The following is a 20,490-nucleotide window of genomic DNA, read 5'->3' on the forward strand; positions in this document are numbered from 1 at the left end:
GCCCCCGACTTCGACCCAGGATCGCACCGCGATGAACCTCCAGGTCCAAGAGACGCAGATCGCCCCCGACCAGGCCACGGCCGAGATGCCCGCCACTCAGGGGCATCTCGCCGGTCCGATCCGGGTCGGGATCATCGGGATGGGGCGCGTCGGCGCCCGCAGGGCCGAATGCGTCAAGCGGCACCCGGACATGGAGCTGGCCGCCCTCTGCGATGTCGACGCGAAGCGGGCCGAGGCCTGGCCCGGCGTCTCCTTCTCGACCGACTACCGCGAGCTGATCGACCGGGACCTCGATGCGGTCTTCATCTGCACCTACAACGACACGGCGCCGGCGATCGTCATCGAGGCCCTGAACCGGGGCAAGCACGCCTTCTGCGAGAAACCGCCGGGCCGTTCGGTCGAGGACGTCCGGCGGATCATCGAGGCCGAGCGCGCTAACCCGGAGCTGAAGCTGAAATTCGGCTTCAACCACCGCTATCACTACTCGATCATCGAGGCCAAGCAGATCGTCGACAGCGGCCGGTACGGGAGGGTCCTCTGGGTCCGGGGCGTCTACGGCAAATGCGGAAGCATCCAGTTCGAGAACGAGTGGCGCAACGACCGCAACATCGCCGGCGGCGGGATCCTGCTGGACCAGGGGATCCACATGATCGACCTCTGCCGCTACTTCTGCGGCGACTTCGACCAGGTCAAGAGCCTGGTCAACACGGCCTACTGGAAGATCCCTTTCGAGGATAACGCCTTCGCCATCCTGAGCAACGGCGACGGCCAGGTGGCCATGGTCCACTCCTCGGCGACCCACTGGAAGCACCTCTTCTCGATGGAAATCTGCATGGAGGACGGCTTCGTCAGGCTCCAGGGCATCCTCTCCAGCACCCGGAGCTACGGCGACGAGACGCTGACCTACGCCCGCAAGCAGTTCGAGGACACGACCCGGGCCTTCGGCCGCCCCCGGGAGGAGACGATCATCTACGACACGGACGACTCCTGGGCCCTGGAGGTCGCCGATTTCGCCGAGGCGATCCGCGCCGGCTGGCCCATCACCTCGGGCAACTCGTCCGACGCATTGCGGGCGATGCAGCTGATCGAAGACATCTACGCCGACGGGAGACCGCGATGATCCGGGGCATCGGCCGGCTGCACCTGCCCGGCGTCGGCCCCCTCGCGGTCCTGATTGACGAGGAGGCGGTCCGCCCCCTGCCGGGCCGGACCCTGGCCGACCTGCTCTCCGGTGCCGAGGCTCCCGGCGCCCTCCGGGCCGAGGTCGATCGGGCTGCCGCCGAGGCGTCCGGGCCGATCCCGATCGGCGAGCTGGCAACCTCCCCCGACCCGTACCGGCCCCACATGCTCGCCCCGGTCGATCGGCAGGACTGCTGGGGGGCCGGCTGCACCTACCGGCTCGACGACGAGTCCCTGGCCCGGATGAAGGCCGACCGGCCGCTCTACGCCGCCTCCTTCGAGGCCGACCGGCCGATGCTCTTCTACAAGGGGGCCGCACCGGCCGCCTCGGGCCCCGGGGCGCCGATCCGATGCCGGGCCGGGTCGTCCCAGACGATCCCCGAGGCCGAGCTGGCCGTCCTGCTCGGCCCGACCGGGGCGGTGATAGGCTTCTCCCTGGGCAACGACGTGACGGCACTGGACCTGGAGCGCCGCAACCCGCTCTACCAGCCCCAGGCGAAGGTCTTCGACGGCTCGGCCGCCCTGGGGCCTTGGTGGGCGCTGGCCGACGCCGTCCCCGAGGCTCCGACGATGCCGATCTCCTGCCGGGTCGTCCGCGGTGGCGAATGCGTCCTGGAGCAACGGATCGACCCCCGGCGGCTGGCGAGGCGGATCGACGATCTTTCCGGCTGGCTGTTCGAGTCGGCCGAGTTCCCGATCGGGGTCGTCCTGATGACCGGCGGCGGTGCCGCAGTCCCCGACGGTTTCGCCCTGGCGCCCGGCGACGAGGTCGTCATCACCCATCCCGTGCTGGGGGCCCTTCACAACCCCGTCGCCCGGCCGGAGCGCCCGTCTTGGTCGAACCGTCGGGGATGACGAACCTTCACCACACTCCTTGAGGGGACCGCCTCGCCTCAGTAAACTTGTTGACAGCCTACGATCCAGTGCTCCCTCCCCGATCCGATCACCCACCGATGGGCTCCACATCGTCTCTCCGGCCTGCCTCTCCCCGGCTGTCCCCCTGAGCGACCGACCCGACCACCCCCGAGTTGCATGATCGACCACCTCGCGAAGCAACCGACCTTCGCCGGCGAGCAGCCGGCGACCCGAACCGATCCCGGCGGGCCGATCGCCCCGGAGTCGCCCCTGCCGGTCGTCGTCTACACCGCGCAGGCCAAGATCCGACACCCGGCCCACATGATCCGGGAGCTGGTCGATGACTTCGTGAAGGGTCGGGAGCTGGGCTGGCGGCTGTTCCTCCGCAACCTCCAGGGCCAGTACCGGCAGACGTTCCTGGGCTACGTCTGGGCCGTCCTCCCCCCCTTGATGACGACGCTGATCTGGGTCGTCCTGCAATCCTTCCGGGTGGTGAACTTCGAGGCGCCGGCCGGGGTCCCGTACGTCGTCTACGTCCTGACCGGGACGATCCTCTGGCAGTCATTCATCAAGGCCCTGGAGGCCCCCATCTCGTCGATCAACCAGGGGCGAGAGATGCTGGTCAAGCTGAACTTCCCGAGGGAGTCGCTGCTGATCGCGGGCCTGGCCCAGGTCCTCTTCAACTTCGTGATGCAGGTCATTCTCCTGGTCGTGGTGATGGCGGTCATGCGCGTCCCCGTCCCGCCGACCGCCCCGCTGTTCCTCCTGGGAACGGCGATGCTCATCGCGCTGGGGCTGGGCCTGGGCCTGGTCCTCGCCCCGGTCGGCCTCCTCTACCAGGATGTGCAGCGGGCGATCACGACCTTCGCGCCGTTCCTGATGTACCTGACCCCGGTGCTCTACCAGCCGCCGCAGTCCGGGACGGCCCGGCTGCTCCTCTGGGCGAACCCGATGGCACCCACGCTGAACGCCGCCAGGGACTGGTTGCTGATCGGCCCGACCCCGTACCTCGCCGGCTTCCTCGCCTACTCGGCGCTCGGGCTGATCCTGACGCTCGTCGGGGTCCTCGTCCTGCGGGCATCGATGCCCTTCCTGATCGAGCGGATGGGCTCGTGACCCAGACCCCCGGAGGACCCCCGATGGCGACCGCCGAATCCCCCCTGATCGAGGTCGAGCACGTCTCGAAGGCCTTCTGCCGCGACCTCAAGCGTGCGCTCTGGTACGGGATGAAGGACATCACCGGCGAGCTGGTCGGCCAGCGACGCGACCGCGAGACGCTGCGCCGGGACGAGTTCTGGGCCGTCAAGGATGTGTCGTTCCAGGTCCGCCGGGGGGAGTGCCTCGGGCTCATCGGCCGTAACGGGGCGGGCAAGACCTCGCTGCTCAGGCTGCTCAACGGCCTGATCCGGCCCGACAGCGGCCAGATCACCATGCGGGGCCGGATCGGCGCCCTGATCGCCCTGGGGGCCGGATTCAACCCGGTCCTCACCGGGCGCGAGAACATCTACATCAACGGCTCGGTCCTCGGGCTCTCGAAGCGGGAGATCGACGCCAAGCTCGACGAGATCGTCGAATTCGCCGAGGTCCGCGACTCGATCGACGCCCCCGTGCAGACCTACAGTTCGGGCATGAAGGTCCGCCTGGGCTTCTCGGTGGCCTCGTCCCTGCAGCCGGACGTGCTCCTCATCGACGAGGTCCTGGCCGTCGGGGACCAGTCGTTCCGGACGAAGTGCTACCAACGGATCGGCGAGGTGGTGAGCCGGGCGGCGGTCATCATCGTCAGCCACGACATGAACGCGATCCAGCGCCTCGGCGACCGCGTCGTCCTGATGCACCGCGGGAAGGTCGCCTACCTAGGCGAAGTCGTCGAGGGCGTCGAGCGTTACGAGAAACTCAATACGCAGGAAGTACAGTCTGAGCGGGCGATCCACGTCTTCGATCCGGACCTCACCGTCGATCGAGTCGCACTCTCCCGAGACGTGATCCGGACCGGGGAACCCGTCAGCCTCCTCATCGATTACACGAGCAGGCGACCGATCGAGGTCGGCCTCGTCGGCTCGATTATGCGGGACAGCCGCGAGAATTTCGTGGCACAGTATCGATCCGACGCCCGCGCCGACAGCTACCGCATCGAGGCCGGTTCGCACCGGATGAGCGTCAATTTGGGGCCGATCCCGCTGACCAGCGGGAGATACGTGCTGAACTGCGGCGTCTATCACGAAGATAAGAAACGCCTCCTCTTCTCCGCGATCGCACCGTGCGTCCTGGATGTCCAGTCGAACTTCGTCTCGACGGCGATCATCGAACTCGGCACGTGAAACCATCGGAGTTTGCGGACCGATGCTCAATCGACTCATGAGAATAGCCCGGCGGACCAATAGTCTCGCTCCATCCCCGGATCCCGAGATCGAGTCGGTGCCGGCGCCGCCGGGGCGCCCCCGGATCATCGTCGACAGCCTGCCGAAATCGGGCACCCACCTGCTCGGGAAGCTCGTCGCCGAATTAGGATTCGAAGACACAAGCATTGCCGTACTCGACAACAGCTACCTCGACTTTAAGAAGAAAGGAAACTGGCACCTCTGGGAGCCGATTCGGTCGGCCAACCTTGGCGACCAGATCGTAAATCCGGCCCGGATACACTGCGAGACCCGGAAGGCCCTCGGCTTGGTCGGCCCAGGCCAATTTTGCATCAGCCACCTGAGATGCAATGAATTAAATCAAGAATATATCAAACAAAATAATTTTCGCCATCTATTCATCATTCGCGACCTCAGGGACAACATCTGCAGCATGACGGACCACCTCGTCAACCTCCGCGCGCACGATTACAGCCCGGACTGGTACTACTACCTGTCCTCCCTCGAGTCGGACGAGGATCGCCTCCTCGCGGTCATCGAAGGGAGGGACCGCTTCCTCCGGCCCTTCTCCTATCACCTGGATTACGGGGCCGGTTGGGTGGACGACCCCGATACCCTCATCGTCCGGTTCGAGGACCTGATCGGCCCGAGCGGCGGGGGTGACGCCGACACCCAAGTGCGAGAGGTCGCGCGGATCTCGGAGTTCGTCGGGGGGACGCCCACGGAGCCCAAGGTCGAGGAGGTCGCAGCGAGCCTGTGGGGGGGGGGACTAGGACAATGAACCGCGGACAGCGCGGATCCTGGCGCATGAGGTTCTCCCCGAGAGTCGAGGAACGCTTCTGGGAAATCTACAGCCCCTATATGACGACGTTGGGCTATCCGTTGCGATCGCCAGAAGACGTTCTTGAGTCCCGGCTCCATTGATTGGCCGGTCGGCCTCCCCTCCCTCTCCTACCGAGCTCCCTCGAATCATGAAGAAACTCGCACGATCCATGTTCGCCCGGATGGGCTACGAGGTCCGGAAGACTTCACGTGAGTCCAGGCCTCCCGCCCCGACCGCCTCCCCTCCGATGAGTCGGTACGCCCACCTGATCGAACTGTTCTCGAAGCGGGCGCCGCGCCGGATGATTGAGATCGGCGTCTGGCGGGGGGATCGCTCGGTTCAGTTCCTCAAGAAGGGGGTCAAGCTCAAGCGTTACGTCGGGTTCGACCTCTTCGATGACCTCTCGGAGGACATCGCCCAGCAGGAGAAGATGGGCTTTTGCAATATGAGCCGGCTCGAGGAGGTTGAGCCCCGCCTGCTGGGGGCCCGGCATGGCGACAGCCCGACGGTCGAACTGATGGCCGGGCCTACCGAACGGACCTTGCCCGAGTTCGCGGAAGCCAACGGCCCCGAGTTCGACTTCATCTACATCGACGGCGGCCACAGCCTCGAGACGATCCGCAACGACTGGACCTATTCCGAGAAGCTGCTCGCCCCGGACGGCCTCGTCGTCTTCGACGACTATTACCCGAACGAGGCGGGCCGCGGGGCGAAGCCCTTGGTCGACGAATTGCTCCAGGACGACCGCTTCGAGATCCGATTCTTCCCGATGATCGAGGACATCATCGATAACCTCCAGATCACCATGGTCGCGGTCTCCCGGCGGGACGGCCGATGAGCGCGGGCCCCTCCTGCGGATCGATGGCGGAGCCCATAGAGCCACTCCCGGGCCATCAGACATGAACTCACCGGAGCGTATCACCCGGGACCTTCGCATCGTGATCTGCACGCGATTGCCGAAGGAAGGCTACTCTGGGGGCCGCTACCATGCGTGGGTCATGGGCGAGGTCCTGGCGGCGGCCGGTCACGAGGTCACTTTCTGGACCAACGCACGCCCGGCCTTTGCCGACGACTTCGCCGGCCAGCACCGACTCGGCTCGATTCGACTCTCCCTGACTCCCGACTTCGGCAACCCCCCCGTCGGGCCCTTCGACCTTGTCGTGGTCGTGCCGGATCTGTATGGGGACCGGCTCGTAAGCCACGGGGCCCTCCTGCTGGCGCGGCGAGATGCCTCGAGGGTGGCCCTGCTGAATTTTGAGTCGCCGAACTGGTTCAACGCCCATTCCCCGGAGCCGCGTGACCCGGCGTTATGGGACCCGGCCGTCGAGGTCGGTTGCTGGGCCGACCTGATCCTCTCCTTAACCGCCATCGGCAACGAGTTCGCTCGCGCCTACTACGTCGACGCGGCCCGTACCGCCCTCTTTCGGCACTGTTATCCGGCCATCAACTCCACCGTGGCCGACGCGGTGGGGGACATACCGAAGCGAGATCAGGTCATCTGCCTGACGCGATTTGTCCGCGGGGACTCGCACAAGGGGGCGGGCGAGCTTGTCCATGCCCTGGGGCCGGAGATGCGGGGCATGACCTTCCTGCTCGTGGTCGGTCGGGGTGATGTCGATGAAGCAATCATGGGCCCCCTGAAAATCCGGGCAGAGGCCATCGGGGCTCGTATCGAACTGGCCTGGGGCCTGAACGACGCCGAGAAGTTCCGGCGCATCAAGCAGTCGAGGGCCATGCTCTTCCTGTCCTACTTCGAGGGCTTCGGCTATCCGCCGGTCGAGGCCCAGTATTGCGGGGTGCCCTGCGTCTCTTACGATCTGCCGGTTTTGCGGGAGGTCAGCGGCGACGCGCTGGTCTATGTGCCACCGGGCGCCCACGACGCCCTGCCTGGAGCACTGGCGGAAGCGTTTGCCTGGCCCGCCCAGCGTTGTGAAGCTCTGCGAGAGCGGATCGCCCACGTCGCTCGCCTCGAAGCCCTCGCCTCCCGCATCGACTCGATCGTGCGAGAGGTCGTCGACCTCCCGGGACCCCCTGCGGTGCGGTCGGCCCCGAGGGCGGCGGTCAGGTCGTGGCGCCGGAGGCCGAGGCCCGCTCGCCCCGCCTTGCGCGGCCTGGTCCGAAGGTTCAAGACCGGCCTCAGATCCACCTGGCATCGTCCGGCCGGGCAGGGCTCGGGATGAGCCGGTGACGAACCCGACCCCCGGGCAAGCGATCCGAACGATTCCGAGTGAGTGGCCATGTCGGTTCCTTCGTCCGTCCGACCAAAGCGGACAAGATGCCCGCCGCCCTGGGGTCCGGGCCATTCGCTGCTCCGCGTTTACGACGACAGGCTGGCGATCTGGGTGTCGGACAATGCCCGACCGACCGCGAACACGTCGTAAATCCGGCCGTCGAGGTGAGCGAAGCCGCCCGACTCGACCGGCCCGCCGACCCTCGCCGTCGCCCCGGTCAGGTCGGTGCCTGCGCCAATCGTCGCCGGAAGCCCGGAGGGTTGCCCGTTGATGAAGACCTGCAGCGCCGTCCCGTCCCGGCGGACCGCCACCACGGCGTCGGTCCCGGCGACCAGCGAGCCGGCAGACGAGGCCGAGGCGAGCGTGCCGCCGACCGGGCGATACGAGGCGACCACGTTGCCGCCAGGGGCGATGGCCAGCCGATTCGCCACGCCACCGGTGCCGTCGGACTCGGTGTAGACGACCGCGGGGAGGGTCGTCGGCAGCGTGTCGAGCCGGATCCTGGCCAGGAGCGTGAACGCCTGGCGGTTCCCGACGATCACGGCCGGGTGGCCCAGACGGTCATCCACGCCGTCGAAGTCGAGGTAGCCGGTCGAGGTGTAGGTGGGACGCCTCGCGGCCGACGCCTCCTCGAACCGGACGACGGCAACGCGGTTGTCCCAGACCCGGGCCGGGTCGAGGTCGTCGGCCGGGCCCTCGATGATGCCGTCGACCGAGGTGGCGGTCGTCGTGTCGGCCAGATGGTTGCCGCCGATCGAGTCGAACCGCGTGCCCGACCGCTCGTCCAGTTCGTAGAAGGCGGTCGCGGAGGCGGGCGCCTCGACCGCCGACCGGCCGGAGCCGCCGTTGTAGAGGTCGGCGATCAGGGCCGGGATGTCCAGGTCCGTCCCCTTGCAGACGACAAGCTGGTCGATCGCCCCGTTGTGGAAGCCGTCGTGGGTCGTCCCGTTGTAGGCCGCGCCGACGACGAACCGATTCGTGTCGTCCAGCGGCGTACCCGAGAAGGTGGCGGTGTTGGGCGTCGCGCCGTTGACCGAAATGCCCACGGCATTTGCTGACTTGTCGTAGTAGGCCGCGACGAAGTACCAGACGCCGGTCGACGGTGCGCCAAAGGTGTTCGCGTCGACGACCTGGAAGCCTCCCGCGTTGTTGTCCAGGCGGAAGCGGAACCGATTCGTCGAGGAGTTGAAGAAGATGTGGTAATCGATCTTCGCGGACGAGATCGCGCTGTACTTCCGGAAGTAGTGCGGATTTGCGCCGGCGAACGAGTCGTGGCGGACCCAGCAGGCGCAAAGGAAGTCGCCGGTACCGACCCGGAGCCCGGCGTCGGGCGCCTGGATCTGGAGGAACTGGCCGCTGCTCAGGGCGAACTGGGCCGCGCCCCGGGCCTTGACTCCGGTCGTCGCATCGAGCCAGAGCAGGCGGTCGGGGGCGTCGGCCCGAGTGAACCGGTTTACGGGCCGGATTGGCCGGAAGATGTAGGCGGGGCGTCGCTGTCTCATGGTCAATTATCCTCGGTTCGGGCGGGTGGCCTGGGGCCGGCTTGGAGACCGGGTCGGGCCGCTGGCGCAGAACGGCGCAGCACTGCCTCCTGCCTCGCGGCGTCGTGATCAATCCGGCTCCGTTGCCGGCCACGCTCGCCCCCTCGTCGCTCCCGATTAACCTTACTATCGTGGCAACGGCGACCTTTAGTCACAAAATGTCGGATCGGCCGCGACTCCCCAGGATTGCTCCGTGGGCTGCCGCCCGGCGGGCGGCTCGGTCGAGGATCGCGAGGTGGGGGCCGGTCGGGGGGGGTACGCCCCGCCTCGGAGAGCTGCCCGAGCCACCTGGAGGGACCGATCGGATCCGGTGACGGGACCTCCGAAGTGGTCCGGCCCGACTGGCGAGGGGAGGGAGGGTTCGGGGGAGCCGCCCCTGAGCGGCCTCTCCCCGGGCGGGGCACGGACGGGCGTTCGGGACAATCCGGAGCCGGGCGAGCCGGGCGGCTTGCCCGGTCGAACGCGATACGTCCCCGGTACTCGTCGAACTTTGCCCCGATCCGTCCGGGGGCGGAGGCCGGGTCATGCCGGGTCGCTTCGAGCCGAGGCCGGGGACGGCCCTCCCGACGATCCTCGCCCCGGGCGATTCGGGGTCAGGCCCCCTGTCCCTCGGCGACGGGGCCGGAGATGCGGCGGTAGAGATCGCCGATGAGCCAGTGGAATGCGACCATGTGCAGCGACTCGACCGTGCCCATGTCGTCCAACGGGCAGTGCAGGCTGTGCTGGGCCAGCTGCCGCAGCGTGCCGCCGGAGTAGCCGGTGATGCCCAGGGTGGTCATGCCGGTGTCGTTGGCCCACTCCACCGCCCGCAGGACGTTGGGGCTGTTGCCCGAGCCGGAGATCGCCAGCAGCAGGTCGCCGGGCGCTCCGTAGGTCTTCAACTGCTCGATGAAGACGCGGTCGTACCCCTCGTCGTTGGCCCATGCCATGATCCCGGCGGTGTTGTCGGTCAGGCTGAGCACCCGCAGGCGACGCTGCGACTCGAAGTCGCGCAGGATGCCCTTGTTGAGATCCTCGCAGAGGTGCGAGGCGTTGGCCGCCGAGCCGCCGTTGCCGATGACGAAGACGGTACGGCCGTCGCGGTAGGCGGCCTCGATCAGGGCGGCAAGGTTCTCCAGCTGGGCGACGTCGATCCGCCGGATCTCCTCGCAGACGCGGTCGAGGTAGTCCCGGACGCCGAGGGTGGCAGCGAGCATGGCGGGCGTTCCACTTCGAGGTGGTTGGGGATGGCGGCCCGGCTCTTCGAGGCGTCGGGGACCCATCGGATGTTTCTACCATAATTCACGCGGGCCGGGGCGCCAATCGCGGCGGCGGGACGGGGGACCTTACGCAGAGCCGCAGAGTCACAGAGAAGAATGCAGAAGCGTGGAGCCGGATCGATTGGCTGGCCTGCGCCCCACCTCGGCCCTGCTCCATGATCTCCTGGTCGCCCCCTCGTCTCTTCCTCTTCAGTTCTTTGCGACTCCGCGACTCTGCGAGAGATCCCCTCCCCATTGCCGGAATCCGTTGGCGTACTCGGCTCCCCGGGTCGGTTGACCGGCTCGTCCGGCGTGTGCTACGTTCCTGCTGATTGTAGTGACCCGAGCCGAGCAACCGAGCCGAGGAGCCGGGCGATGAACGACCCGGAAGTCGGTCCCCGAGAGCGTCGGGCGGTCCGCGCCCTGTTCGGCGTCGTCGTCCTTGGCCTGATCGCCCAGGGGGCGGTCTACTTCGCGCTGGGGGAGGAGCCCTACCCCGGCATCTTCATGCCGAGCTTCCACGGGACCGGGGGTTACACCGACGCCGGGGTCAAGTCGTCGACCTACGACGTCGACCTGATCGCCGACGGCGAGGTGGTCCGGACCGTGCCGTTCGAGGAGCTGATGCGGCCGATCCACGCCCCGGTGCCGGGGATGTTCGCCGGGCCGTTCTTCTCGCCGCTGCCCGAGGGTCGGACGCTGCCCCAGCCGGAGTCCGAGCTGATCGGCGGGCTGCGCTACCGGCTGCTGCCGGGGCTCCGGGTCGGCATCCGCCGGCGCTGGACGGCCGGGAATCTCGAGTCGTTGCGGCGCTGGCTTACCGGCCGGGCCGAGGAGCTGGCGCCGCGCCGGGCCGTCGATTGGGTGGAGATCCGCCGCAGCGAGTTGACGATCCGCCTGGTCGACGGCGAGATCCGCCGGGACTCCGAGCCGGGCGGGGTCCGGGCCTTCGACCTGCGGCCGGGAGACGCCCGATGAGCAGTCGGATCGACCGATGGATCTTCGGCGAGTACCCGGCCCGCGTGGCCGACCTGGCCTTCGTCCGGGTGCTGTATGCCGGCTACATGCTGCTGGTCGCCTTCCCCCGGGCCATGTGGGTGACCCGGGCGCCGGAGGCGTTCTACTCACCGCCCCCCGGGCCGATCGCCCTGCTGTCGACTTGGCCGCCGGCCTGGGTCATCGTCGGGCTTAACGGCCTGATGCTGGCGAGCCTGGTGGCCCTGCTCGTCGGCTATCGGACGCCGATCGCCTCGGCGGCCTCGGGCCTCTGTTTCATCGCGCTGAGCTGCTGGAATTTCGCCTCGGTGAAGATCGACCACGACATCCTGCTCGGCGTCACCCCGCTGGCCCTGGCCGCCTCGGGCTGGGGGAACTGGTGGTCGATCGACGCCAGGAGGCTGGACCCCCGGCCGTCGCCGGTCGACCCGGCCCGCCCCTGGTGCCTGGCCCTGCTGGCGATGCTCATCGGCGTGGCGATGGCCACCGCCGGCTGGGCGAAGCTCTCGACCGGCTGGCTCGACCCGTCCTCGCATGCGACCTTCTCCTTCCTGACCCAGTACTATGTGAAGGGGCAGCTCGGCCCGCTGGGAGAGGAGGCGCTGAGGGTCGACGGGGCCTGGCTCCGGGAGTCGGCTGACTGGGCGGCGGTCCTGCTGGAGCTGGCCTTCCTGCCGGCCCTCCTCTGGAGGCCCGCCTTCCGCCTGGCCCTGGCGGTGGCGGCGGCCTTCCACCTGGGCAACGTGCTGCTCTTCAACATCCCCTTCGCCGACAACGTGATCGCCTACGCCGCCTTCGTCTCCTGGTCCGAGGTGCTGCCGGCCCTGGCCCGGGACCGGCAGCCTTCCCGGGCTTCGCTTGCGGCCCTCGGCCTGGCGGGCCTCACGTGCGGCCTCGTCTCCTTGTCGAGCGGGCCGATCGTGCCGAGGCTCCCGGTCAAGCAGGTGGTCGTCGTCCTCGGCGCCGCGATCGCCCTGGGGTATGTTGCCCGCCCCTGCTGGCGACGAGTCTCCCCTACACCCTCCAGCCCCCTGGCCCCCTGAACCGATCCGGCCCGCTCCCCCGCCCCCTCGCTCTTGCCACCGAGGCAGCGGCCCATCCCGTATGTGCAAATCGGGGGCGGCGACGCTACACTATCTCTGGCCATCGGCTGCGATCCGACGGCTCGAAGCGACGGCCGGGACGCCCTCGTCGAGGCCGGGCCCCCGATCGAGATCGGTCCGGAGGGCGAGGGCCCCCGGCCTGGATCGGCCCCACCGTCGAGTCGCCCCAGGAGATCCGCATGACCCGTATCGCCATGATCCCGGCCCGCATGGGCAGCCAGCGACTCAAGCAGAAGAACCTGCGCGAGCTGGCCGGGGTGCCCCTGATCTCCCGGGCCATCCGCAAGTGCAAGGAGGCCGGCGTCTTCGACGAGATCTGGGTCAACTCCGAGCACCCCGACTTCGGCCCGATCGCCGAGTCCGAGGGGGTCGCCTTCCACCGCCGACCTCAGGACCTGGGCTCCCACGCGGCGACCAGCGAGCAGTACATCGACGAGTTCCTCCGGACCCATCCCTGCGACCAGCTGTTCCAGGTCCACAGCATCGCGCCGCTGCTGACGGCCGCCGAGGTCGCCGCCTTCGTGCGGTACATGGTCGATTCCGAGTACGACGTGGTACTCAGCTACATCCCCGAGCAGATCGAGTGCGCCCTGGACGGCCGCCCGGTGAATTTCACCTACGACGAGAAGACCAACTCGCAGGACCTCCGGCCGATCCAGCGGATTACCTGGAGCGTCACCGGCTGGCGACGATCGACGTACCTTGCTGCAGTCGACGCGGCCCGCTGCGCCACCTACGCCGGCAAGGTGGGGTATTATCCCGTCGATCACGTCTCCGGCCACGTAATCAAGACCGAGGACGACCTGAGGCTGGCCGAGGCCCTGCTGCCGCTCGTCGAAGGGGCCGATGCCCGATCCGGGGGCCTCACATGAAGGCGACGGGACCTCGCCGAGAGGATAAGACTGTGGGCGGCACCCAAGGAAATCCAGAGTGATGGGAACCTATTCGAAGATACTCAAGTGGCCGTTCCGTGCGCTCGGCCTTCGCCGCCACCCCGCGCCGGTCGGCGCCGAGGAGCACTATGTCGAGATCGCCGAGGGTGAGTTCGCCGAGCCCGATCCCGGTTCCATGCATGCTCCGGAGCCGCCGGCACTGCAGCCTATCCTGATCCCCGGGCTTTCCGCCCGGACCGGCTCGACCGTCGTCATGCAGCTCCTCGGCACCTCGCCCCAGATCGCCTTCGAGCGGCGATATCCCTTCGAGACCCGTCACCTGGGCTACCTGTGCCACTGGGCCCGGGCCCTGAAGTGGGTCCAGCATCCCACGAATTCGTGGAACTCATCGATCATCGGCCGTGATTTGAATCTCAAATGGATCCGCCCCTTCCCGGGCACCGACTCTCAACTGCTGCGGACGGAAGGCTCTTCTGAGCCGCTCTGGGCCCGAGTCCTCCGGGCCTCGTGGAAGGAATACTCTCAGCTTGTTACCGAGAACATGCGGAGGCTGACCGATTCGGATCTCCCGGTCCTTTACTACGCCGAGAAATTGGAGAGCCCCACGGCGTTCGTGACGGCCCGACGGCTGTTTGGGGCTCGTGCGCTCCACACCCTTCGCGACCCTCGGGACGTCGTTGTCTCCATGATCGCCTTCAATCGCAAGAGGGGGGTGAACGATATGGGGCCGGTCGAGGGGGAATCGGTCGCCGCCTATGTCGTCCGACGGTCTCCCGACTGGAAGAAGCGACTCCAAACGATCATTGAGGTCCTCAACGCTCCCCCCAATCCGTTCGATTACGTGATCCGCTACGAGAACCTGATGGCCGACCCGGCGACCGAGGCCCAGAGGCTCGGCGACTGGCTGGGGGTGGAGCTCGATCCCTCCGAAATCAGCTCGTCCAATCAGATCAAGAAAATTCACATGACAAGTCAAAGTTCGAGCGATTCGGTTGAGAGGTGGCGTTCCGAACTCGATCCCGATGCCAGGCAGGCGTTCGTGGACTGCCTCGCCGGCGAGCTCGAAGTCCTGGGCTACCGCGTCCGATGACGGTCACATCCCGCCGGGGGATCGTGGTCGGCTCTATCCGGCCCGCTTCCGATCCCGCCCGGTAGCCCCCGGCCCTCCCTTCAGGCTCTCGGGGGGGCCCCCTACGTCTCGTCCCATCCCCATGCCGCAGTGAATCGTGTCGTTACCAATCGAGAACCTCGCCCCCATGCGTGATCCCGGCCCGCCCCCGAAGAGCCATCGCGTCCTCGTCACGAACCTGATCATGCAGCGCGACGCCCACCTGTTCGCCGGGGAGCTGGAGGAGGCCGGGGTCGAGCTGGAGATGTACCCGGTCCGGCAGTTCCTCACCGAGGAGGAATTGCTGCCGATCCTGGGCGGGTTCGATGGGATGATTGCCGGCGACGACCGGCTGACGGCCCGCGTGCTCGAGGTGTCGCAGCCCCGGCTCCGGGTCATCAGCAAGTGGGGCGTCGGGCTCGACTCGATCGACCTGGAGGCGGCCCGACGCCTGGGGATCCGGGTCTTCAACTCGCCGGGGGCCTTCGGGGTCGCGGTGGCCGAGGTCGCCCTGGCCTACATGCTCATGCTTTCCCGGCACGTCGGGCAGGTCGACCGGGCCATCCGGCGCGGCGAGTGGCCCAAGCCGGAGGGCGAGGGGCTGGCCGGGAAGACCCTGGGCCTGGTCGGCTTCGGCTCCATCGGCCAGGCCATCGCCCGCCGGGCCCTGGCCTTCGACATGACCGTCCTGGCCTCCGACGTGAAGGCCGCCGACCTGTCCCCCCTCGCGCCCGCCGGGGTCACGTTCGCCGGCCTGGACCGCGTCGTCGAGCAGGCCGATTCCCACTGCCTGGCCTGCAACCTGACCCCCGAGAACCATCACCTGATCGACGCGGCGACGCTCGCGCGGATGAAGCCGTCGTCGTACCTGATCAACGTGGCCCGGGGCCCGCTCGTCGACGAGGCGGCCCTGGTCGAGGCGCTACTCGCCGGCCGGCTCGCCGGCGCGGCGCTGGACGTCTTCGAAACCGAGCCACTGCCGGTCGACAGCCCGCTCGCCCGGCTCGAGAACGTCGTGCTTGGCAGCCACAACGCGAACAACCTCAAGTCGGCCAACGACCACGTCAACCGGAACTCCATCGCGAACCTGCTGCAGGGGCTGGCCTCCGCCGGCCCCTGATCGGGCGTGACCACCCCGCCGGGCCATCCCTCGAAACCGAACCGAATCGAATCGAGCCGAGATCGACGCTGCATGAACACCTTGACCAGTCCCTCGAGTCGACGGCTACGCGAGCTCCCGGGCGTCCGCCTCCTGAAGCGTCCTTATCGGTGGCTGAAGACCTACTCCTCGCCCGAGGGGGCCAACACCCGCAAGCTCATGGCGCTCCGGAACCGCCACCAGGGCCGCCGGGGCGTCATCCTCGGCAACGGGCCGAGCCTCCGGGTCGAGGATCTCGACCGCCTCGCTGGCGAGGTCACCTTCGCCTCGAACAAGATCTTCCTGGCCTTCCCCGAGACCTCGTGGCGGCCGACGTACTACTCGGTCAGCGACATCCTCGTCGCCCAGAATAACCGCGAGGAGATCAACGACCTTCGCCTGACCAAGATCTTCGGGAGCTCGGTCCGGGGCGTCTTCCCAGATCGCGATGACATCCTCTGGCTCCGGGAGCGGAACGCGCCCGAGCAGCGGTTCTCCGAGGACTGCGCCGAGTGCGTCTACGGCGGCTTCTCGGTGGTCTACTACCAGCTCCAGCTCGCCTTCCACCTGGGCATCCGGGAAGTCTACCTGATCGGCATGGACTTCAACTTCTCGGTCCCCGCCGGCACCGGCCAGATGAGCGTCCACGGCGAGGTGCTCAAGTCGGAGGGCGAGGTCAACCACTTCCACCGCGACTATCGCAAGCCGGGTGAGACCTGGACGATGCCCAGGCTCGACAAGCAGCGGGAGGCGTTCTCCTGCGCAAGGGAGGCCTTCGAGCGACACGGCGGCGAGGTCTCCAATGCCTCGCGGTCCACCAAGCTCGAGGTCTTCCCGAAGGTGTCTTTCGACGCCCAATTCCCCGGGCCATGAGGCCATCGTTGGTGGATAGGACATCGCTGCCGATGAATTCCTGCAAGGTGAGTGTCGTCGTCCCGATGTATAACGCCCAGCGTTACATCGGGACGTGCATCGAGTCCGTGCTCGCGCAGGACTTCTCGGCCTTCGAGTTGCTCGTGGTCGACGACGGATCGAGCGACCTCTCCGCCGAGGTCGTCGATCGCCATGCGCGACATGACGGACGGATCCGGCTGCTCCGGCATCCTGGAGGCGTCAACCTCGGTGTCAGCCGGTCCAGGAAGCTGGGGATCGCGGAGGCATCGGGAGAGTTTGTCGCCTTTCTCGACGCCGATGACGCGTTCGAGCCGACGAAGCTTGGGCGCCAGATCGCCTTGATGGAATCCCACCCCGACTGCGTGCTGTGTCACACCGGGATCCGCACCGTCGTCGACCTCCCGACAGACCAGGAGCTCGCGTCGCAGCTCGAGACCTACTCGAAGCAAGTGGTCGCCTTCGTCAATGGGCTCTCAAGCGAGGTGACCGAGTATCGCTTCCTCGATCGTCCCCATGCCCTGCGGAGCAATCCCGTCTGCAACTCGAGCACGCTGGTCCACGCCCCGGCGCTTCGCGCCACCGCGGCGGCGACGAGGCAACTCTTCCAGTTCGAGGACTTCTCCCAGTGGGCCCTCCTGTCGGGCCGCGGCCCGTTCCTCTTCCTCCCCGACCCGCTGACCCGGTATCGGGTCCACGGGGCATCGTCGACCTCAAGCCTGCTCGCCGATCCACTCAAGAAGATTTATTCGCTGATCGAATGCCTGCTCGTCATCCTGGTCCACGCCGAGGACCCCCACCTGAGGGGCCTCGCCGAATCGGAGCTGCGCGACTCGCTCTCCCGGGCCATGGACCTCTACGCAGAGCGTCGACCCGAGGGGATCCCCGATGGGCGCGACGCGGCGTCCCATCCCCTGGGGGAGACCCCCTCGGACCTATGGGAGCATCGCGCGAGACACCTGCAGGCACGGTTGTCGGGGTTGGAGGCCGAGATGCATTCCATCTCTTCCCAACTCGAGGCAATAAGAGGATCCAAATATTACAAAGCAATTTCAATTGTAAAAAAAGCGATGCGATCGGTGGGGATCCGCTGAGTGCCGCACCGCGGCGCCGAGCCGGTTCCGTTCCCGGAGGTGAACGCGCCCGCCGCCTCGGCCTCCGGGCGCCGAGGTTCCCCGCCCATCGGGCGGCCCGCCGGGCCGATACGACGCAGTGACGGCGGCCGCCTTGTCCCGGGGGATCACCGCGCTCAGCGCCGGGGGGCGCAAAGATTGCCCACGGATCGAGCGTCTCCATGGCCGTGTTGGGGTGGGTCCCAGGGGCGATGGCCATCGAATCTCGAGGGCGGTCTGACGTACGGCATAAGGTTCCAGGCGAGACGGGTGGTGTCATGCCTCTTGAAGATGATCGGGAAACGATCCAGAGACCCCGAGATGATGCTCCATCCCGGCCGCGATCCGGCATGTCGCTGATCGGCCGTGAGGGCACGCGGGGGGGCGGCGGCATCAGGGTCCTCTTCATCGGGCACGAGGCCTCACGCACCGGGGCCCCGATCCTGCTGCTCCACCTCTTGAGATGGCTCAGGGGAGGCGGCGACGTCCACTTCCGCGTCCTGCTCGGGAAGGGCGGCCCGATCGAGGGAGGCTATCGGGAACTGGCACCGACATGGGTCCTGGATCGGGGCCACTGGTCTCCGCACCGGTGGGTCGAACGGGTGCCGCTGCTTCGGGGCCTCGTGCGTCGGGCCCGTCGGAAGGTCGCCGAACCGTGGCGGATCCGGCGCCTGCAGCAGGCGATCCGCTCGTTCGACCCCGAGCTGATCTATGTCAACACGGCGGCGACGTGGGCGACCCTCGCGGTCCTCGGGGAGCTCGATGCCCCGGTGATCCTCCACGTCCACGAACTGCAGGCCTGCATCCGGGATTATATCGGCCTCGCCGACTTCGACCGGCTGAAGGCCAGGGCCGATCATTACATCGCCGTGGCCGAGGCGGTCAGGGCGAATCTCCGGGACAACCACGGCATCGCCCCGGATGACATCAGCTTGGTCCATGAGTTCATACCGGCCCAGGTCGAGCTCTCCGGCAGCCCCGGCGAGCGACGGGCTCGAATCTGCCGCGAGATCGGCCTGGATACCTCGGCCCAGTTCGTCGGGGCCACCGGTTCGCTCATCTGGAGGAAGGCCCCGGAACTGTTCCTCTTGGTCGCCCGCGAGGTTCATCGGCGCGATCCGAGTCGCCCGATACACTTCCTGTGGCTCGGCGCCTCGCCCGACAGCTTGGAGGCGTTCCGCCTCCGCCACGACGCGGCCCAAGCGGGGATCGGCGACCGATTCCACCTTCTCGGCTCCCGCCCGAATCCGCTCGATTACATGGACCTGTTCGACGTCTTCGTGCTAACCTCCAGGGAAGATCCGTATCCCCTGGTAGTCCTCGAATCCGCCTCTCTGGGAAAGCCGATCCTCTGCTTCGCCGGGTCGGGCGGCGCCCCGGAGTTCGTGGAGGATGACTGCGGGTTCGTCGTTCCGTATCTGGACATCGGAGCGATGGCCGATCGCGTCGTCGACTTGCTCGATTCCGGCGACCTCCGCACCCGACTCGGCGAGGCCGGTCGGCGCAAGGCCATCGCCCGGCACAACCTCGACGACGTCGGCCCTCGGGTCGTCGAGATCATCCGTCGCTTCCGGCGAACCGAGGAGAGCATGTCATTTGCCTGTCCAGGTCAGCGTCTTTCGGATCCGCGAACTGATGGGGCGGAGCCGTCGAGCCGGAGCCGCACGGCTCCGCAGGGCGGTCCGGGCCGGTGACGCTGCGCCGCTCAAGGGGTTGTCCCGAGCCGCTGAGATGGCCTGCAGACCCACGGCGGCCCTCGGCCGGGCCATCCGTCGGACACACGGCAGACCTGGGGCTGGCCCGAGAGGTCGGCCTCGCCGCCCGGAGGCACGTCGCCACGTTTTGGAGCCTGGACACTGTCATCGACCGGCTGGAAGGCCACCTCCTGACCACGGCGCACGACCGGCAGCCTCGACCAGCACCCACCTCGAAGAGTTAGCGACATGAGCCCCGCCCGAGACCCGTCCGCCGTGCCACCGATCGAGCCGGTCTCCGAGGGGCTCGACCGCCCGTTCTGGTCGGTGATGATGCCGGCCTACAACGCCGGCGACTACCTGGAGCAGTCGCTGCGATCGGTCCTCGACCAGGATCCCGGGCCCCATCGCATGCAGATCGCCGTGGTCGACGATGCGTCGGCGGGTGTCGACCGCGCCGAGGCGATCGTGCGACGGCTGGCGCCGGCTCGCGTCGAGTTCCACCGCGCCGCCGAGAACCTCGGCCTGGCCGGCAACTGGAACCGCTGCATCGGCCTGGCACGGGGCCACTGGGTCCATCTCCTGCACCAGGACGACTGGATCTTGCCCGGCTTCTACGAGCAACTCGGCCGGGCCGAGGCCGAGGCCCCCGGGGTCGGCGCCGCCTTCTGCCGCCAGTTCTTCGCCGACCGTGACGGCCACTGGACCGCCCTCTCCCACCTGGAGGGGCGCGCCGCCGGAGTCCTGGAGTCGTTGCTGGTGCGACTGAGCTCGTTCCAGCCGATCCAGTGCCCCTCGATCGTCGTGCGGCGGTCTACGTACGAGGCGCTGGGCGGTTTCCAGGGCGACCTGCGGTACAATCTCGACTGGGAGATGTGGTGCCGGATCGCCTCCCGCTACCCGGTCTGGTACGAGCCCAGCCCACTCGCCTGCTACCGCCAGCACGAGGGGAGCGAGACGGCCGCACTGATGGAGGCTGGCGCCGTGGTGCCGGATATCCGCCGGGCCATCTCGATCGTCAGGCCTTACATGCCGACCGAGCTCCATCCATCGATCGGCCTCGGGAAGCTGGACTGGGTCCGCCATGTGATGCTTCGAGAGGCCGACCGGGCCCTGACGCGGGGCGATTACCGCTCGGGGCTGCGTCACCTCCGCCAGGCCGTCGCGTGCGATCCCTCGGGCCGATGGAGGCACGACATCTGGTCTCGCCGCCGCTGGGCGCTCAAGCTGATCGTCAGGCAGTCACTGGGCCTCGACCGTCCCCGGGCCGCTCCCGGACCGTGATCGAGCAGGCGTCGTAACGACGAGGTTGTGAACAGGAGCCCCCCCGA

General features: G+C 67.8%; 18 protein-coding genes. 16 read left to right on the top strand and 2 right to left on the bottom strand.

Annotation, left to right across the window (positions count from 1 at the left end; genetic code table 11):
• Positions 1 to 31: 31 nt before the first annotated feature.
• The 7 genes from ElP_RS20275 (at position 32) to ElP_RS20305 (ending at position 7,394) form a co-directional block, all read left to right on the top strand.
• Positions 32 to 1,120 carry a Gfo/Idh/MocA family protein gene (locus ElP_RS20275; RefSeq protein ID WP_197446210.1) on the top strand — a complete coding sequence of 363 codons (1,089 nt, stop codon included), beginning with the start codon at positions 32 to 34 and terminating at the stop codon, positions 1,118 to 1,120.
• Positions 1,117 to 2,034 (top strand): fumarylacetoacetate hydrolase family protein, encoded by a 918-nt coding sequence (locus tag ElP_RS20280; RefSeq protein ID WP_145272362.1) that lies wholly within the window; start codon positions 1,117 to 1,119, stop codon positions 2,032 to 2,034. Before ElP_RS20275 ends, ElP_RS20280 begins: the two co-directional genes overlap by 4 nt.
• Positions 2,035 to 2,211: 177 nt before the next feature.
• Entirely contained in the window at positions 2,212 to 3,150 is a 939-nt protein-coding gene (locus tag ElP_RS20285) for an ABC transporter permease (protein WP_145272364.1), read from the top strand.
• Between the two features lie 23 nt (positions 3,151 to 3,173).
• Positions 3,174 to 4,352: an ABC transporter ATP-binding protein gene (locus ElP_RS20290; protein ID WP_145272366.1), complete on the top strand. Its 1,179-nt coding sequence runs from the start codon at positions 3,174 to 3,176 to the stop codon at positions 4,350 to 4,352.
• A gap of 472 nt (positions 4,353 to 4,824) precedes the next feature.
• Positions 4,825 to 5,172 carry a hypothetical protein gene (locus ElP_RS39840; RefSeq protein ID WP_145272368.1) on the top strand — a complete coding sequence of 116 codons (348 nt, stop codon included), beginning with the start codon at positions 4,825 to 4,827 and terminating at the stop codon, positions 5,170 to 5,172.
• Between the two features lie 289 nt (positions 5,173 to 5,461).
• Entirely contained in the window at positions 5,462 to 6,052 is a 591-nt protein-coding gene (locus ElP_RS20300) for a class I SAM-dependent methyltransferase (RefSeq protein ID WP_231749195.1), read from the top strand.
• Between the two features lie 100 nt (positions 6,053 to 6,152).
• Positions 6,153 to 7,394: a glycosyltransferase family 4 protein gene (locus tag ElP_RS20305; protein WP_197446212.1), complete on the top strand. Its 1,242-nt coding sequence runs from the start codon at positions 6,153 to 6,155 to the stop codon at positions 7,392 to 7,394.
• A gap of 137 nt (positions 7,395 to 7,531) precedes the next feature.
• On the opposite strand, the gene ElP_RS20310 is transcribed toward ElP_RS20305, so the two are convergent.
• Together ElP_RS20310 and ElP_RS20315 are read right to left on the bottom strand one after the other, a co-directional pair.
• The gene (locus ElP_RS20310) at positions 7,532 to 8,947 is read right to left on the bottom strand and encodes a LamG domain-containing protein (RefSeq protein ID WP_145272373.1); all 1,416 of its coding nucleotides are present in this window, start codon (positions 8,945 to 8,947) and stop codon (positions 7,532 to 7,534) included.
• Between the two features lie 632 nt (positions 8,948 to 9,579).
• Positions 9,580 to 10,182 carry a D-sedoheptulose-7-phosphate isomerase gene (locus ElP_RS20315; protein ID WP_145272375.1) on the bottom strand — a complete coding sequence of 201 codons (603 nt, stop codon included), beginning with the start codon at positions 10,180 to 10,182 and terminating at the stop codon, positions 9,580 to 9,582.
• A 417-nt stretch (positions 10,183 to 10,599) separates the two neighbouring features.
• Between ElP_RS20315 and ElP_RS20320 the strand changes: the two genes are divergently transcribed.
• From ElP_RS20320 to ElP_RS20360, 9 genes are all read left to right on the top strand, one after another.
• The gene (locus ElP_RS20320; protein WP_145272376.1) at positions 10,600 to 11,202 is read left to right on the top strand and encodes a hypothetical protein; all 603 of its coding nucleotides are present in this window, start codon (positions 10,600 to 10,602) and stop codon (positions 11,200 to 11,202) included.
• Complete coding sequence (locus ElP_RS20325; RefSeq protein ID WP_145272378.1) at positions 11,199 to 12,263, top strand: HTTM domain-containing protein; 1,065 nt, start codon at positions 11,199 to 11,201, stop codon at positions 12,261 to 12,263. Before ElP_RS20320 ends, ElP_RS20325 begins: the two co-directional genes overlap by 4 nt.
• Positions 12,264 to 12,502: 239 nt before the next feature.
• Positions 12,503 to 13,195, top strand: coding sequence for an acylneuraminate cytidylyltransferase family protein (locus ElP_RS20330; protein ID WP_145272380.1), 693 nt, complete (start codon positions 12,503 to 12,505; stop codon positions 13,193 to 13,195).
• Positions 13,196 to 13,256: 61 nt separating this feature from the next.
• On the top strand, positions 13,257 to 14,306 hold the full coding sequence (locus ElP_RS20335) for a sulfotransferase family protein (RefSeq protein ID WP_145272382.1): 1,050 nt from the start codon (positions 13,257 to 13,259) through the stop codon (positions 14,304 to 14,306).
• A gap of 166 nt (positions 14,307 to 14,472) precedes the next feature.
• Positions 14,473 to 15,444: a phosphoglycerate dehydrogenase gene (locus ElP_RS20340; RefSeq protein ID WP_145272384.1), complete on the top strand. Its 972-nt coding sequence runs from the start codon at positions 14,473 to 14,475 to the stop codon at positions 15,442 to 15,444.
• Positions 15,445 to 15,516: 72 nt separating this feature from the next.
• Complete coding sequence (locus tag ElP_RS20345) at positions 15,517 to 16,335, top strand: motility associated factor glycosyltransferase family protein (RefSeq protein ID WP_145272386.1); 819 nt, start codon at positions 15,517 to 15,519, stop codon at positions 16,333 to 16,335.
• A 32-nt stretch (positions 16,336 to 16,367) separates the two neighbouring features.
• A complete protein-coding gene (locus ElP_RS20350) occupies positions 16,368 to 17,447 on the top strand; it encodes a glycosyltransferase family 2 protein (protein WP_197446213.1) in 1,080 nt (359 codons plus the stop codon).
• 368 nt (positions 17,448 to 17,815) lie between these two features.
• The gene (locus tag ElP_RS20355; protein WP_197446214.1) at positions 17,816 to 19,159 is read left to right on the top strand and encodes a glycosyltransferase family 4 protein; all 1,344 of its coding nucleotides are present in this window, start codon (positions 17,816 to 17,818) and stop codon (positions 19,157 to 19,159) included.
• Between the two features lie 249 nt (positions 19,160 to 19,408).
• A complete protein-coding gene (locus ElP_RS20360; protein WP_145272392.1) occupies positions 19,409 to 20,443 on the top strand; it encodes a glycosyltransferase family 2 protein in 1,035 nt (344 codons plus the stop codon).
• Positions 20,444 to 20,490 lie beyond the last annotated feature (47 nt).

Origin of the sequence: Tautonia plasticadhaerens (genome assembly GCF_007752535.1) — a bacterium.
Classification (GTDB): domain Bacteria; phylum Planctomycetota; class Planctomycetia; order Isosphaerales; family Isosphaeraceae; genus Tautonia; species Tautonia plasticadhaerens.

Coding starts and splice junctions, on each gene's coding strand:
- ElP_RS20275 (WP_197446210.1), top strand. CDS start 32: ATGAACCTCCAGGTCCAAGAGACGCAGATCGCCCCCGACCAGGCCACG.
- ElP_RS20280 (WP_145272362.1), top strand. CDS start 1,117: ATGATCCGGGGCATCGGCCGGCTGCACCTGCCCGGCGTCGGCCCCCTC.
- ElP_RS20285 (WP_145272364.1), top strand. CDS start 2,212: ATGATCGACCACCTCGCGAAGCAACCGACCTTCGCCGGCGAGCAGCCG.
- ElP_RS20290 (WP_145272366.1), top strand. CDS start 3,174: ATGGCGACCGCCGAATCCCCCCTGATCGAGGTCGAGCACGTCTCGAAG.
- ElP_RS39840 (WP_145272368.1), top strand. CDS start 4,825: ATGACGGACCACCTCGTCAACCTCCGCGCGCACGATTACAGCCCGGAC.
- ElP_RS20300 (WP_231749195.1), top strand. CDS start 5,462: ATGAGTCGGTACGCCCACCTGATCGAACTGTTCTCGAAGCGGGCGCCG.
- ElP_RS20310 (WP_145272373.1), bottom strand. CDS start 8,947: ATGAGACAGCGACGCCCCGCCTACATCTTCCGGCCAATCCGGCCCGTA.
- ElP_RS20315 (WP_145272375.1), bottom strand. CDS start 10,182: ATGCTCGCTGCCACCCTCGGCGTCCGGGACTACCTCGACCGCGTCTGC.
- ElP_RS20320 (WP_145272376.1), top strand. CDS start 10,600: ATGAACGACCCGGAAGTCGGTCCCCGAGAGCGTCGGGCGGTCCGCGCC.
- ElP_RS20325 (WP_145272378.1), top strand. CDS start 11,199: ATGAGCAGTCGGATCGACCGATGGATCTTCGGCGAGTACCCGGCCCGC.
- ElP_RS20330 (WP_145272380.1), top strand. CDS start 12,503: ATGACCCGTATCGCCATGATCCCGGCCCGCATGGGCAGCCAGCGACTC.
- ElP_RS20335 (WP_145272382.1), top strand. CDS start 13,257: ATGGGAACCTATTCGAAGATACTCAAGTGGCCGTTCCGTGCGCTCGGC.
- ElP_RS20340 (WP_145272384.1), top strand. CDS start 14,473: ATGCGTGATCCCGGCCCGCCCCCGAAGAGCCATCGCGTCCTCGTCACG.
- ElP_RS20345 (WP_145272386.1), top strand. CDS start 15,517: ATGAACACCTTGACCAGTCCCTCGAGTCGACGGCTACGCGAGCTCCCG.
- ElP_RS20350 (WP_197446213.1), top strand. CDS start 16,368: ATGAATTCCTGCAAGGTGAGTGTCGTCGTCCCGATGTATAACGCCCAG.
- ElP_RS20355 (WP_197446214.1), top strand. CDS start 17,816: ATGTCGCTGATCGGCCGTGAGGGCACGCGGGGGGGCGGCGGCATCAGG.
- ElP_RS20360 (WP_145272392.1), top strand. CDS start 19,409: ATGAGCCCCGCCCGAGACCCGTCCGCCGTGCCACCGATCGAGCCGGTC.